Here is a 13660-nt window from a genome sequence, read left to right as displayed (position 1 = left end):
CCCCCGGCGCTGGCAGGCGAGCCAGTGGCGCCTCAGGCGTTGTGCACCTCGACGCGCAGCGACAGCGCGTCGGCGACGCCCTGCTCGAGCACGCCGCGGCGCGGGTCGGGCAGCGCCAGCCAGGGTTCGACGGTGCCCAGCCCCGCGAGACGCCGATCGGCGAGGACCTCGTCGACGGCGGTGCGGTCACCACCCACGACGACGGGCCCGGCGAGGCCGTCGAGGATGCGGGCGGCGTGGTCGGCGGCCGCCTCGTACGCCTGGCGGGCCTGGTTGTCGCGACGGCGGGCGAAGCGCTGCTGGCTCTGGCCGCCGGCCTTCGTGCGGCCCTGGACATGGCGCTGACCGGTCTTGGACGCCCCCATCGTGGCCCCGCTCATCCGCGCCACGGCGAAGCCGCCCTTGCGCACCAGCAGCACCCCCCAGTCGTCGGGCGCCGCGCTCGCGGCAGCGCCGGCCAGACCGGCCGCCTCCGCCGGACCGTCGTACGCCGCCCCGAGCGGCAGGCGGGCGGTGAACCGCGACCCGTCTGCGGCGGTCCCGCTCAGGACGCCGTCGACCACCGACAGGGCGGTGTCGCCGTGCCGGGTCTCGAAGTTGGCGACCCACCGCTCGACGCGGGCTGCGGGGACCAGGACGTCAGGCATGCGCCGACCGTACCTTCGCCACCGGCTCCGGCGACGAGGTCTGTCGAGGGGGGGCGCGCCGACGACCTGCCCCCGGAACCGTGGAGCCCCGGATGAACCTGGTTCGTCCGGGGCCCCACACTCTGCTGCGCTCTACGCCTGGCCGTCGAAGTAGGACGCGACCTGCTCGGCCTCCAGCTCGATCGTCGCTGCGTCGACCAGGTCGTCGGCCTGCTCACCCAGCACCGACACCCAGGCGTCGAGCACCTCCTGGGCCGTGCCGCTGTCGAACAGCTCGGCCTGCAGGTCCGCCACCGCGGCGTCGTACAGGTCGGCGAGCTCGGGGGTGGCGAGGAACCGCTCGGCCAGCACGTTGCCGCCCATGCCGCCCATGCCGCCCATGCCGCCCTGGCCGCCCTGGCCGCCCTGGCCGCCGCCGGGTACGCCGCCGGCCTCGGGCAGCTCGCCCTCGGCCGGGGGCTCCATGCCTTCGGGCGGCTCGGGGCGCTCCCCGTCCACCGGAGGCTCCATCCCAGCGGGAGGCTCCATGCCCTCGGGCCGCTCGCCCGGCGCTCCAGCTCCGCCTGGCACTCCTCCGCCACCCTGCCCGCCGCCGTTGGTGGCGCCGAAGGCGAGGTTGTGGTCCCACGCCACGACGGTCATCTGCTCCGCCTCGGCGTCCCAACGCAGGAACGAGTTGTTGCCCGGGCCGGCGATGTCGTCGAAGTTGCCGACCAGGTCCTCGAAGGCCAGGTACGTCGCGAACGCGTCGACGTCCAGCCGCTCGGCCAGGCCGTCGGCGAACTCCTCGTCCGACGACTCCTCGAGCCACTGCAGGAAGTCGGTGAGCGGCTCGTGGTCGTCGGTGCCGGCCTCGATGTCGAAGACCTCGTCGTAGGCCTCGGGGTCGTCGCCGCGGTAGGAGTAGTCGCCGCCGGCCTCCGCCTTGTAGAGCGTGCCGTCGGTGCCGAACGTGGCCTCGTCCCACCTGTTGTCGAGGTCCTGGACCATCAGCCGCAGCGTGGACCCGCTGTCGTTGGCCGAGAAGGAGATGCTCACGGCCTCCTCGCTGGCCAGGCCCGCCTCGTCGAGCAGCGCGAGGGCGACGGCCTCGTTGAGCGAGGTCTCGGTGGTGCTGGAGCGGATGACGAAGCTCTCCCACCCGTCGAGGCTCTGGCCGTCGACGAACTTGTCGAGGTCGATGAGCCACGGCAGGTCGGCGGGGTCGGAGTCCGCGTCGACGTCGCGCAGCGAGCTGTTGCCCTTGAGCCGGATCCCGGCGTCGCTGATGGTCTGGCCGTCGATGGTGACGTCGGCCGTGAGCCAGTCCTTCTCATCGCTCTCCTGGTACGTCGCCAGCATCGCGGCGAACTCGTCGTCATCCACGTCGATGGAGACCTCGTGCACCGAGCTGGCGTCCCAGACCGTGCCCTCGACGCTGGCCGAGGTGGCCGCCGAGCCGGTGGCCGACGTGGCGGTGCTGCAGGCGCCCAGGCTGCCGATGCCCAGCGCGAGCGCGGCGAGGCCGGCGGCGCCGCGACGTCGCAGGCCGCCGGTGCGGGTGGGGGTGGGGGTGCGGACGCTGTTCATGCGGGCTCCTGGGTCTGGCTGTAGGTGAGGTGCGGCTCGAGGTGCCGGGCGCGCACCCGGTTCCAGCGGTGCGCCGGCAGGTCGGGGTGCAGCAGCGCCAGGCCGGTGCCGTACTTGGAGATCCGCACCGGGCGGTGCCCCTGGCTCCACAGCCGCCGGTCGACGCCGCTCCTGGCCCCGGGACTCTTGGTCTCCACGACCGCGAGGCCGGGCACCCGAGCCGTGCCGCCTCCCCCGGGGAGCGACCAGACGAGGTCGAGGTCGATGGTGACGCGAGCACCGCTCGTGGGGAGCCAGAGCGTGGTGCGCGTGTAGCCGGTGCGCAACGTCGGCACCAGGGCGGTGACGTCGACGTGGGCGAGACCGGCACCGTCGAGCTCGTCGCCCACGAAGGCGTCGTCCTCGGCCGAGAGGCCGCACGGCACGACCGCTGCCGCGGAGCCACCGCGGGGGATCCGGGACTTGACGGTGGACCCGCGCGTCCCCCGGGTCTTGACCTCGGTGAACGCGGCCCCGGAGTCGAGGTAGTGCCTGGCGCGGACCTTGAACCGGTGCCGGCGTCCCCTGGCGGCTCGCCAGTAGGCCTCGAGCTCGGGCGTGTCGAGGTACGTCGAGTCGTAGCGGTGACGGCGCAGGCCGTCGATCTCCAGCACCCTCAGGTCGGGGTCGAGCGCCTGCAGGGCCGCCACCACCTCTGGCAGCGCAGCCACCGGGACGACGTACTTGCGGTCGGTGCGTGTCATCAGGGCGGCGTCGGTGGTCAGCTCGGCCAGGGACGTCGCCTCGAGCAGGTCGATGCGGGCCAGCGGGTCGCACGCGGGTACGGCGCGCTCGGACGTGGTGGCGGTCATGCCCCGACCGCCGTGGGGGCTACGGAGGAGGTGCTGCGGGACAGGGCCTCCGGGAGGGGAGGCTGCTCGGCGCTGCGCCAGCGGACGTCGACCAGCGTGGTGTCGTTGACCAGGTCGACCTTGTGGACGGCCACCTTGCGGACCTCGCCGCCGACGCTCTCGCCCAGCACCGCCGCCAGGACGGCCTCGTCGGTGTAGGCACCGTCGAGGAGCACCAGCTGCTGGTGGTCGCGGGTGAGGAGCCGCGGGCTGTCGGCCACGGCGATGACGGCCACCAGGACCGCCATCAGCAGCACGGTGAGCGGCACCTCGAGCGAGCCCAGTCCGCCAAGGAGACCCAGGGCCAGGGCCGCGAAGTAGTAGGCCACCTCGTGCTGGCCCAGCTCCAGCGAGCGGAGCCGGATGATGGACAGCACCCCGAAGAGCCCCAGGCCCAGCCCCAGGGTGGCGTCGCTGTTGACCAGGGCCGTGGCCACGGCCAGGACACCGACATTGACCCCGAGGAACGCGACCAGCAGGTCGCGGCGACGGTGGCGCGGGTAGTAGACGGCGAGGCAGAGCAGGCTGATCGAGACCAGGTCGGCGAGCGGGAGATAGAGGGAGTTCATGGGCGGTCCTTACGTCGTTCACGTCGGGTTGACTCCCCGGACACTGGCCCGTCGACCGGGCAGGCACCTGGGGCCAGCCTGCGAGGTGGCTGTGAACGTCGACGGTGGCGCCCGGCACCGCCGATGGGCGAGAGGCTCGGGGCGTGGCGTCGCGGGCCCGGACGTTGCACCATCAGGTGCAGGAGACGCGATCGACGAGGAGCGATGACGATGACCGACCCCCAGCAGCGCTTGAGCGCCGCGGACGTGCGCGCGGCGGACCTCGCCGACTGGCGCCAGGTCCTCGGCAGGATCAAGGCGCGGTTCCGCACGCGGGACTTCGCGACCGGTCTCGACCTGGTCAACCGGGTCGGGGCCCTGGCCGAGGCCGCCGACCACCACCCCGACGTCACCCTGACCTACACCGACGTCGTCGTCACCCTGGTCAGCCACGACATCGCAGGACTCACGAGCCGGGACGTCGCCCTGGCCCGCGAGATCAGCCGGGCAGCGGCCGACCTGGACGTGCGTGCCGACGTCGCGGGGCTCACGCAGGCGGAGCTGGGCCTCGACACCTCAGCCGGCGCCGAGCTGGCGCCGTTCTACGCCGCCCTCCTCGGGGGCGAGGTCGTCCAGGGCGAGGCGGTCGACCCGAGCGGGCAGACGCCGACGGTGTGGTGGCAGGAGCCCGAGGGTGCCGGCGACGACGAGCACGCCCTGCCTCCCCAGCCCTTCGAGCAGCGCTGGCACCTCGACGTCTGGGTCCCCCACGACGACGCCGAGGCGCGCCTGCGGGCCGTGCTCGACGCGGGCGGACGCCTGGTCAGCGACAGCGCGGCACCGGCGTACTGGGTCGTCGAGGACGCCGACGGCAACCGGTCGTGCATCTGCACCCCCGAGGGCCGCTGACGCCGCCACCGGCCTCGCCCCGGAGGTGCCGACGGAGCACCCAGCCCGACCGGCAGCTAGTCGAGGCAGAACTCGTTGCCCTCGACGTCCTGCATCACCAGGCACGACTCGTCGTGTCCGTCGGCCGGCACCAGCCGCACCCGACGTGCACCGAGCGCCTGGAGACGCGCGCACTCGGCCTCGAGGGCGTCGACGCGCGCCTGGCCGACCAGCCCGGTGCCGACCCGCACGTCGAGGTGCAACCGGTTCTTGACGGTCTTGCCCTCGGGGACGCGCTGGAAGAACAACCGCGGGCCGACGCCGGCGGGGTCCTCGCAGGCGAACGCCGACCCCTGTCGCTCCGGCGGCAGCGCCGCGTCGAAGTCGGCCCAGGTGGCGAAGCGCGGCGGTGGCGGCGGGACGACGTAGCCCAGCACCTCGCACCAGAAGCGGGCGACGCGCTCGGGTTCTGCGCAGTCGAAGGTCACCTGGACCTGTTTGACGCCGGTCATCGGATCAGGCGCTCTCCCACAGACCGATGACGTTGCCCTCGGTGTCGCTGAAGTAGGCGGTGAAGCCCATGTCCCCGACGGGCTGCTTGTCGGTCAACCGGGTGCCACCCGCGCTCTCGACGGCACCCAGCGCGTCGTCGACGCTCGCCACGTCGATGACCACGTTGGGACCCTTGCTGGGGATCTCGTCGCCGCGCTTGAACATGCCCCCGTTGATGAAGCCCGGCTCGGTGGGCCCGGTCTCGGGGTCGCTGGGCCCGGTCATCACCATGGTGTAGTCCATCTCGGGCATCGGCACCAGCTGCCAGCCGAAGACGTCGCGGTAGAACCCGCTGGCCCTGTTCCCGTCGTCGAACGGGATCTCGAAGTGCATCACCTTGCCGCTCATGCTGGCCCCCTGGGTCGTCGTCGGACCCTCCAGCACACTCCTGCCCACGGCCACCGTCAAGAGGGACGCGGACAAGAACCAGGGCGCTCAGTCGCCGGCGTAGACGACCCGGAAGCGCTCGAGGACCAGCAGCATGCTGGGGTCGAACCCGGCCGTGGCGTGCTCGGCGAAGAACCGCTCGTGCTCGGCGCGCCAGTGCTCCAGGCTGCGGTCGCCCTCGCCCTCGAGGTGGGCGTGCTCGGCGCTGACCTCGTCGAAGGGCACGACCCGCACGTCGGTGGTCTCGACGAGGGCGCGCGGGTGCCCCTCGCCGTCGAGCACGATGCCGAGCGTGCCCGCCTCGGGCAGCGGCTCGCCCTCCACCTCGTAGTCGGCGTGCGCGCTCGCCGTCGCGGTCTTCGTGCCCTCCAGCACCAGCGCCAGCAGCGCGTCGGCCTCCTCCGCGGTGGCGCCGAAGGACCACGCCGGGGGCGGCACGACCTCGAGCGTCGTCGGGCCGAAGTACGACGGCGCGGTGTTGAGCTTGGCGTGGAAGCGGGCAAGGTCCCAGAACGACTCGACCGGCCCGCGCCCGAAGTGGGCGGAGCCGGTCGTGTCGGTGCTCGGGTCGGTCATGCACCCCAGCGTAGAGGGGCCTCAGACATTGAAGCCCAGGGCGCGCAGCTGCTCGCGGCCGTCGGGGGTGATCTTGTCGGGGCCCCAGGGCGGCATCCAGACCCAGTTGATGGCCACGTCGTTGACCAGGCCCTCGAGGGCCTGCTCGGTCTGGTCGGTGATGACGTCGGTCAGCGGGCAGGCCGCCGAGGTCAGGGTCATGTCGATGACCAGGTTGGTGTCCTCGTCGACGTGCAGGCCGTAGACCAGGCCCAGGTCGACGACGTTGATGCCGAGCTCGGGGTCGACGACGTCCTTCATCGCCTCCTCGACGTCCTCGATGCTCACCGAGGCGCCGGGGGCGGCAGTGCCGGTCGGGCCGGTGCCGGCCTGCGGGACCTCGGGCAGGTCGCCGTGGTCGACGGTCGAGTCGGCAGCGGTGTCAGGTGCAGTGGTCTCAGCCACGGGATTCCTCCAGGGATCGGGCGGTGGCGTCCTTCCAGGCCATCCACGACAGTAGCGCGCACTTGACGCGCGCAGGGAACTTGGCGACGCCGGCGAAGGCGATGCCGTCCTCCAGCACCTCCTCGTCGGGCTCCACGGTGCCCTTGCCCTGCATCAGGGCCAGGAACTCCTCGTGGATGCTCATCGCCTCGTCGACCGGCTTGCCGATGACGAGATCGGCCATCACCGAGGTGGAGGCCTGGGAGATCGAGCAGCCCACGGAGTCGTAGGACACGTCCTGCACGACGCCGTCGGCGAGGTGGACCCGCAGGGTGATCTCGTCACCGCAGGTCGGGTTCACGTGGTGGACCTCGGCCTCGAAGGGCTCACGCAGGCCCTTGTGGTGCGGGTTCTTGTAGTGGTCCAGGATGATCTCCTGGTACAGCGAGTCGAGCTCGGCGCTCATGGTGCTCCTCCCCTCTGGTGCTCAGTCGAGCTTGAAGTACGAACGGGTGTAGTTCAGCGCGTCCACGAACGCATCGATCTCGGCCGGGGTCGTGTAGAGGTACGACGACATCCGGGTCGAGCTCTGCACCCCGAAGCGGGCGTGCGCCGGACGGGCGCAGTGGTGCCCGGCCCGCACCGCGACCCCGCGCACGTCGAGGACCTGTGAGACGTCGTGCGGGTGCAGGCCCTCGATCTCGAACGAGACCGCTCCCCCGCGCTGGGTGGCGTCGAGCGGGCCCAGCACGCGCAGTCCCTTCACGCTCTGCATGCCCTCGAGGGCGTAGCGCGTGATGGCCTGCTCGTGGGCGTGGATCGCCTCCATGCCCACGGCGCCGAGGTAGTCGACGGCCGCGCCGAGGCCCACGGCCTCGACGATCGGGGGCGTGCCGGCCTCGAACTTGTGCGGGATGCCGGCGTACGTCGACCCCTCCATCCGCACGGTCTCGATCATCTCGCCGCCACCGAGGAACGGCGGCAGCTGCTCGAGCACCTCACGGCTGCCCCACAGCACGCCGATGCCGGTGGGCCCGACGACCTTGTGGCCGGTGAAGGCGACCAGGTCGGGCCGCTCGGCCTCGGGCATGGCTGCCAGGTCGATCGGCAGCTGGGGCGCGGCCTGCGAGGCGTCGACGACCACCAGGGCGCCCACCGCGTGGGCGCGCCGGGTGATCTCGGCGATCGGGTTGATCGTGCCGAGCATGTTGGAGACCCAGGTCAGGGTCACCACCTTGGTGCGCTCGGTGATCAGCTCGTCGACCTGGGACAGGTCGAGGTGGCCCTCGTCGGTGAAGGTGAACCACTTCAGCTCAGCGCCGCTGCGCTCGGCCAGCATCTGCCACGGCACGATGTTGGAGTGGTGCTCCATCTCCGTGGTGACCACGACGTCGCCCTCGCCCACGCGGCGCGGACCGGCCCACAGCAGCGTGTTGGCGACCAGGTTGAGCGCCTCGGAGGCGTTCTTGGTGAAGATCACCTCGTCGCGGCTGGGGGCGCCGATGAAGGCCGCCACCTTGTCGCGGCCGGCCTCGAACGCCTCGGACGCCTCGGCGCCGAGCTGGTGCATCGCCCGGGCCACGTTGGCGTTGTGGTGCTCGAGGTGGTCGACCATCGCGTCGATCACGCACTGCGGCTTCTGCGAGGTGTTCGCGCTGTCGAGGTAGACCAGCGGGCGACCGTCGGCGAGGGTGCGCTCGAGGATCGGGAAGTCCTTGCGGATCACCTCGAGGTCGGGCAGGAGGCCCTTCATCTGGTCATCTCCTCAGGTCGGTCGGCGCTGGTCGTGGTGCGGGTCGCTGCTGGGCCGGGGTCGCTCAGACCTTGGCGGGCAGGTACTTGTCGTAGCCCTCGGATTCGAGCTGCTCGGCGAGCTCGGGGCCGCCCTGCTCGGCGACCTTCCCGTCGACGAAGACGTGGACGTAGTCGGGCTCGATGTAGCGCAGGATGCGGGTGTAGTGGGTGATCAGCAGGACACCCTTGCCCTCGCCCTCGCGGAAGCGGTTCACGCCGTCGGAGACGACCTTGAGCGCGTCGATGTCGAGGCCGGAGTCGGTCTCGTCGAGGATCGCGACCTTGGGGTCGAGCAGCTCGAGCTGCGCGATCTCGTGGCGCTTCTTCTCGCCACCGGAGAAGCCCTCGTTGACCGAGCGCTGGGTGAAGGTGGCGTCGAGGTTCATCCGCGACATGGCGGCGTTGACGTCCTTGACCCAGGTGCGCAGCTTGGGGGCCTCGCCGTCGACCGCGGTCTTGGCGGTGCGCATGAAGTTGGAGACCGAGACGCCGGGCACCTCGACGGGGTACTGCATGGCCAGGAAGAGCCCGGCGCGGGCGCGCTCGTCGACCGACATGGCCAGCACGTCCTCGCCGTCGAGGGTCACGGTGCCGCCGGTGACGTCGTACTTGGGGTGCCCGGCGATCGAGTAGGCCAGGGTGGACTTGCCCGAGCCGTTGGGGCCCATGATCGCGTGCGTCTCGCCGTCCTTGATGGTCAGCGTCACGCCCTTGAGGATCTCCTTGGGGCCGTCGTCGGTGCTGACGGAGACCTTGAGGTCCTTGATCTCGAGGGTGCTCATGTGTGTCTCTCTTTCTGGGTGGAGAAGAAGTCTCAGGAGGGGGTCACGCCGTTGAGCGTGCTGGCCACGTCGACGTACACGTCGCCGTCACGGACCTCCACGGGGAAGGTCGAGACGGGCTCGGTGGCCGGGAGGCCGGTGGGCTTGCCGCTGCGCAGGTCGAAGCACGAGCCGTGCAGCCAGCACTCGATGACGCCACCGGCCACCTCGCCCTCGCTGAGGGCGACAGCGGCGTGGGAGCACAGGTCCTGCAGCGCGAAGACGTCGTCGCCGTCTCGGGCCACGACCACGGTGACGTCGCCGACCTGGACCGCGAGGCCCTCGTCGGCGGGCACCTCGTCGAGGCTGCAGGCGCGCTCGAGGCTCATGCGGTGGCCGGGCGGTAGCCCTTGAGCACGTTCTTGGCGAGCTCGTCCTCGACCGTGGCGGTGATCTGCTCCTCGAGGGAGGGCACCCCCACCTTGCGGATCAGGTCGTTGAAGAAGCCGTGCAGCACCAGGCGGCGGGCCTCCTCGTCGGAGACGCCGCGGCTGCGCAGGTAGAACAGCTGCTCGTCGTCGAAGCGCGCGGTGGCCGAGGCGTGCCCGGCACCCTCGATCTCGCCGGTCTCGATCTCGAGGTTGGGCACCGAGTCGGCCTGGCAGCCGTCGGTGAGCACCAGGTTGCGGTTCTCCTCGTAGGTCTCGATGCCCTCGGCCACGGGACGGATCAGCACGTTGCCGATCCACACCGTGTGCGCACCCTGGCCCTGCAGCGCGCCCTTGTAGAGGACGTTCGACTTGGTCTTGGGGGCGTTGTGGTCGGCGAAGAGCCGGTGCTCGAGGTGCTGGCCCTCGTCGGCGAAGTAGAGGCCGAAGAGCTCGGCCTCGCCACCGGGGGCGTCGTACTCGACGTTGGCGTGCAGACGCACCACGTCGCCACCGAAGCTGATGGAGGTGTGGCGCACCGAGGCGTCGCGGCCCACGCGGATCGCGTCGCGACCCAGGTGCACGGCGTCGTCGTCCCAGTCCTGCAGGGTCAGCACGTTGACCTGGGCACCGTCGCCGACGACCACCGAGGTGGTCGCGCTGTAGCGCGCCGAGCCGGTGTGCACCAGCACGACGGTGGCCTTGCTGTGCGCACCGAAGCGCAGCACGTGGTGGCCCCACACGACGTCGTCGACCGACTCGCCGTGCAGGCGCAGCACCACGGGCTCGTCGACCTCGAGGTCGGCGGGCACGTCGAGCAGCACCGCCGAGGCCGCGTTGGCCACCGCGAGGGCGGAGGGCCGGTCGTTGGGGGCCAGCTCACCGATCTCGCGCGCCGTGGCGGCGTCGATCTCGCTGAGCGTGACCCCCGCGGGGATCTCGGTGGTCCAGGTCAGCGCCGACGAGGAGGCCTGGCCGTCGAGGAGGCCGCGCAGCCGCTTGAGCGGGGTGAAGCGCCACACCTCCTCGCGCCCGGTCGGCACGGGGTGGTCGGCCAGGTCGTAGGAGGGCGGCGGGTTCAGGTGGGAGTTCACCCGGTCGACCTCGAGGGCGGAGGCCACGCTCTCGCGGGCGGCGTCAGTCACGGTCACAGTCAGTGATTGCTTTCTTGGTGCGGTGGTGGGCAGGGACGACGGCGGCGATCAGCCGACCGCGCCCTCCATCTGCAGCTCGATGAGGCGGTTGAGCTCGAGGGCGTACTCCATCGGGAGCTCCTTGGCGATCGGCTCGACGAAGCCGCGCACGATCATCGCCATCGCCTCGTCCTCCTCCATGCCTCGCGACATGAGGTAGAAGAGCTGGTCGTCGGAGACCTTCGAGACGCTCGCCTCGTGGCCCATCGACACGTCGTCCTCGCGGATGTCGACGTAGGGGTAGGTGTCGGAGCGGCTGATCTGGTCGACCAGGAGCGCGTCGCAGAGCACGTTGGACTTCGAGCCGTGCGCGCCCTCGTTGACCTGGATCAGGCCGCGGTACGACGTGCGCCCACCGCCGCGGGCCACCGACTTGCTCAGGATCGAGCTGGAGGTGTGCGGGGCGGCGTGCACCATCTTGGCGCCGGCGTCCTGGTGCTGGCCCTCGCCGGCGAAGGCGATGGACAGGGTCTCGCCCTTGGCGTGCTCGCCCATCAGGTAGATGGCCGGGTACTTCATCGTCACCTTCGAGCCGATGTTGCCGTCGACCCACTCCATCGTCGCGCCGGCCTCGCAGGTCGCGCGCTTGGTGACGAGGTTGTAGACGTTGTTCGACCAGTTCTGAATGGTCGTGTAGCGGCAGCGCCCGCCCTTCTTCACGATGATCTCCACGACCGCGGAGTGCAGCGAGTCGGAGGAGTAGATCGGCGCGGTGCAGCCCTCGACGTAGTGCACGTAGGCGCCCTCGTCGACGATGATCAGGGTCCGCTCGAACTGGCCCATGTTCTCGGTGTTGATCCGGAAGTAGGCCTGCAGCGGGATGTCGACGTGCACGCCCGGCGGCACGTAGATGAACGAGCCGCCCGACCACACCGAGGTGTTCAGCGCGGAGAACTTGTTGTCACCGACGGGGATGACGGTGCCGAAGTACTCCTGGAACAGCTCGGGCTGCTCCTTGAGCGCGGTGTCGGTGTCGAGGAAGAGCACGCCCTGCTCCTCGAGGTCCTCGCGGATCGAGTGGTAGACGACCTCCGACTCGTACTGCGCCGCGACGCCGGAGACCAGGCGCTGCTTCTCGGCCTCGGGGATGCCGAGCTTGTCGTAGGTGTTCTTGATGTCCTCGGGCAGGTCGTCCCAGGTGGCGGCCTGCTTCTCCGAGGAGCGCACGAAGTACTTGATGTTGTCGAAGTCGATGCCCGACAGGTCCGAGCCCCAGGTGGGCATGGGCTTGCGGTCGAAGAGCTTGAGGCCCTTCAGGCGCAGGTCGAGCATCCACTGCGGCTCGGACTTCTTGGCCGAGATGTCGCGCACCACGGCCTCGTTCAGCCCACGGGTGGCGTTGGCGCCGGCGTCGTCGGAGTCGGCCCAGCCGAACTCGTAGCGACCGATGCCCTGCAGCTCGGGGTTGAGCTCTTCGATGGAGGTCATGAGGTGACCGACTCCTTCTCGTTGCGGGTCGTGGGACGGTTCGTGCGCCGAGTCGTGCTGCCCGGCAGGTCGGGGATGCAGGTGGTGCAGACGCCGTCGCCGTGGGCGATGGTCGCCAGTCGCTGCACGTGGTGGTCGAGCACGCGGCTGATCGCCTCGGTCTCGGCCTCGCACAGCTGGGGGAACTCGTGGGCCACGTGGGAGACCGGACAGTGCTGCTGGCACAGCTGCTCCCCCACGCTCGACGCCCCCGGACCGTGCCCGGGCAGCTCGCGCACCGAGGCGGCGTACCCCTCCTCGGTGAAGAGCTGCGCGAGCACCTCGGCCTTGCTGAGCTCGGGGTGCTCGGCCGCGGTCCTCTCGAAGCGCTCTTCTATGAACGCCACGCGCCGGTTGGCGAATTCCCGGACGGCGGCGCCGCCCCCGGTCTCGGCCAGGAAGCGCAGCGCCTGCACGGCGAGGTCGTCGTACTGCTGGTCGAACCCGTCGCGCCCGCGCTCGGTGAGCGCGAACTCCTTGGCGGGGCGCCCTCGTCCGCGGGCCGCGCTCGAGCGGGGCTCGCGGGCCTCCACGCTGCCGTCCTCGACCAGGGAGTCGAGGTGGCGGCGTACGGCGGCCGGCGTCAGGTCGAGCCGCTCGGCCAGCGCCGCGGCGGTGGAGGGGCCGTCGACCATGATCGAGCGCGCGACGCGCTGGCGCGTCGGCTCGTCAGTCGTCCGGATGAATTCCACAACATCAGTGTGCCGTTATTGCTCCGGGCCCTTCAAGCAAGGCCACCCTTACCCCGCGGCGGAGGGTGACGTGCGTCTCAGCCACGCCAGGCCGAGGAAGGGCAGCACCAGGGGCAGGAAGGCGTAGCCCTGGCCGAAGTGCGACCAGACCGTCTTGTCGGGGAACAGGTCGCTCGCCGTGTAGGAGAGCACCCCGACCACGACCACCCCCACCGCCTCGACCGAGCAGGCGACGAGGCCGACGCGCCGCGCACGCGGCGTGCTGCGCAGCAGGCTGGCGGTGGCGACGAGGTAGAGCACGGCGGCCAGGAGCGAGAGCGAGTAGGCCAGCGGCGCCTCCTCGGGCCGCCCGAGCAGCTGCACGGCCGAGCGGCCGGTCGCGGCGACGCCCAGGACGCCGTACACGGCCACGAGCACGCGCCCGGGGCCGCTGGCGAGCTCAGGCACCCGCGCCGGCCCACAGCGAGTCGAGGCGCACCTGCATGGCGGCCACGGTCAGCAGTGCGACCAGCAGCACCAGCGTGCCCCACCGGCTGCGCTCGACCAGCGCCAGCGCCGCGCCCACCGGCACCACGAGCACGGCGGTGAGCAGGTAGGCCACGAACGTGGGCCCGTCGACGTCGGCCTCGGTGCCGGCCAGGGCCACCAGGCCCACCACGGCCTGCACCAGGAGCACCACCAGCAGCAGTCCGAGCAGCAGGAAGTAGGGGTCGCCCGGCGGGGACTCGTCACGCACGAGCATCACGACGGTGGCCACCACGGCGACCCCGGTCAGCACCAGCACCAGAGCCATGAGCCACACGTTCACGCCGCTCAGCCTAGGGGTGCACCAGGCGACTCCCGCG

The 13660-nt window shown here is 71.3% G+C and carries 18 protein-coding genes; 1 reads left to right on the top strand and 17 read right to left on the bottom strand.

Going from position 1 to position 13660, the window contains the following annotated elements; genetic code table 11:
* Positions 1-32: 32 nt before the first annotated feature.
* The 4 genes from JOE61_RS21295 to JOE61_RS21280 form a co-directional block, all read right to left on the bottom strand.
* Positions 33-647 (bottom strand): acVLRF1 family peptidyl-tRNA hydrolase, encoded by a 615-nt coding sequence (locus JOE61_RS21295; RefSeq protein WP_193668891.1) that lies wholly within the window; start codon positions 645-647, stop codon positions 33-35.
* Positions 648-779: 132 nt separating this feature from the next.
* Entirely contained in the window at positions 780-2216 is a 1437-nt protein-coding gene (locus JOE61_RS21290; protein WP_193668892.1) for a CotH kinase family protein, read from the bottom strand.
* Positions 2213-3067: a polyphosphate polymerase domain-containing protein gene (locus JOE61_RS21285; RefSeq protein WP_193668893.1), complete on the bottom strand. Its 855-nt coding sequence runs from the start codon at positions 3065-3067 to the stop codon at positions 2213-2215. The genes JOE61_RS21290 and JOE61_RS21285 overlap by 4 nt, the downstream gene beginning before the upstream one ends.
* Positions 3064-3675 carry a DUF4956 domain-containing protein gene (locus tag JOE61_RS21280; protein WP_193668894.1) on the bottom strand — a complete coding sequence of 204 codons (612 nt, stop codon included), beginning with the start codon at positions 3673-3675 and terminating at the stop codon, positions 3064-3066. The genes JOE61_RS21285 and JOE61_RS21280 overlap by 4 nt, the downstream gene beginning before the upstream one ends.
* 210 nt (positions 3676-3885) lie before the next feature.
* Here JOE61_RS21280 and JOE61_RS21275 point away from each other — a divergent pair, with 210 nt between their 5' ends.
* Positions 3886-4563 carry a 4a-hydroxytetrahydrobiopterin dehydratase gene (locus JOE61_RS21275; RefSeq protein WP_193668895.1) on the top strand — a complete coding sequence of 226 codons (678 nt, stop codon included), beginning with the start codon at positions 3886-3888 and terminating at the stop codon, positions 4561-4563.
* Between the two features lie 56 nt (positions 4564-4619).
* Here JOE61_RS21275 and JOE61_RS21270 read toward each other — a convergent pair whose 3' ends face one another.
* The 13 genes from JOE61_RS21270 to JOE61_RS21210 all read right to left on the bottom strand — a co-directional run bounded on the left by JOE61_RS21270 (position 4620) and on the right by JOE61_RS21210 (position 13623).
* Positions 4620-5054, bottom strand: coding sequence for a VOC family protein (locus JOE61_RS21270; protein ID WP_193668896.1), 435 nt, complete (start codon positions 5052-5054; stop codon positions 4620-4622).
* Positions 5055-5058: 4 nt separating this feature from the next.
* Positions 5059-5442: a VOC family protein gene (locus tag JOE61_RS21265; RefSeq protein WP_193668897.1), complete on the bottom strand. Its 384-nt coding sequence runs from the start codon at positions 5440-5442 to the stop codon at positions 5059-5061.
* Positions 5443-5529: 87 nt separating this feature from the next.
* On the bottom strand, positions 5530-6057 hold the full coding sequence (locus tag JOE61_RS21260) for an ASCH domain-containing protein (protein ID WP_193668898.1): 528 nt from the start codon (positions 6055-6057) through the stop codon (positions 5530-5532).
* Positions 6058-6078: 21 nt separating this feature from the next.
* Complete coding sequence (locus JOE61_RS21255; RefSeq protein WP_227491726.1) at positions 6079-6444, bottom strand: metal-sulfur cluster assembly factor; 366 nt, start codon at positions 6442-6444, stop codon at positions 6079-6081.
* 49 nt (positions 6445-6493) lie between these two features.
* Positions 6494-6946 (bottom strand): Fe-S cluster assembly sulfur transfer protein SufU, encoded by a 453-nt coding sequence (gene sufU / locus JOE61_RS21250; RefSeq protein ID WP_193668900.1) that lies wholly within the window; start codon positions 6944-6946, stop codon positions 6494-6496.
* Positions 6947-6967: 21 nt separating this feature from the next.
* Positions 6968-8233, bottom strand: a complete 1266-nt coding sequence (locus JOE61_RS21245) for a cysteine desulfurase (RefSeq protein ID WP_193668901.1) — start codon at positions 8231-8233, stop codon at positions 6968-6970.
* A gap of 64 nt (positions 8234-8297) precedes the next feature.
* A complete protein-coding gene (sufC, locus tag JOE61_RS21240) occupies positions 8298-9056 on the bottom strand; it encodes a Fe-S cluster assembly ATPase SufC (protein WP_193668902.1) in 759 nt (252 codons plus the stop codon).
* Between the two features lie 32 nt (positions 9057-9088).
* The gene (locus tag JOE61_RS21235; protein WP_193668903.1) at positions 9089-9424 is read right to left on the bottom strand and encodes a non-heme iron oxygenase ferredoxin subunit; all 336 of its coding nucleotides are present in this window, start codon (positions 9422-9424) and stop codon (positions 9089-9091) included.
* Entirely contained in the window at positions 9421-10614 is a 1194-nt protein-coding gene (gene sufD / locus JOE61_RS21230) for a Fe-S cluster assembly protein SufD (RefSeq protein WP_193668904.1), read from the bottom strand. Before sufD ends, JOE61_RS21235 begins: the two co-directional genes overlap by 4 nt.
* Before the next feature lie 51 nt (positions 10615-10665).
* Positions 10666-12084 (bottom strand): Fe-S cluster assembly protein SufB, encoded by a 1419-nt coding sequence (gene sufB / locus JOE61_RS21225; protein ID WP_193668905.1) that lies wholly within the window; start codon positions 12082-12084, stop codon positions 10666-10668.
* Entirely contained in the window at positions 12081-12806 is a 726-nt protein-coding gene (locus JOE61_RS21220; RefSeq protein WP_372440102.1) for a helix-turn-helix transcriptional regulator, read from the bottom strand. The genes sufB and JOE61_RS21220 overlap by 4 nt, the downstream gene beginning before the upstream one ends.
* Positions 12807-12863: 57 nt before the next feature.
* Positions 12864-13262 (bottom strand): hypothetical protein, encoded by a 399-nt coding sequence (locus JOE61_RS21215; RefSeq protein ID WP_193668907.1) that lies wholly within the window; start codon positions 13260-13262, stop codon positions 12864-12866.
* A complete protein-coding gene (locus JOE61_RS21210; protein WP_193668908.1) occupies positions 13255-13623 on the bottom strand; it encodes a hypothetical protein in 369 nt (122 codons plus the stop codon). The genes JOE61_RS21215 and JOE61_RS21210 overlap by 8 nt, the downstream gene beginning before the upstream one ends.
* Between the last annotated feature and the right edge of the window lie 37 nt (positions 13624-13660).

The sequence above is a fragment of the Nocardioides salarius genome, from assembly GCF_016907435.1.
Classification (GTDB): domain Bacteria; phylum Actinomycetota; class Actinomycetes; order Propionibacteriales; family Nocardioidaceae; genus Nocardioides; species Nocardioides salarius.
This window is presented reverse-complemented; position numbering and strand designations above follow the sequence as displayed.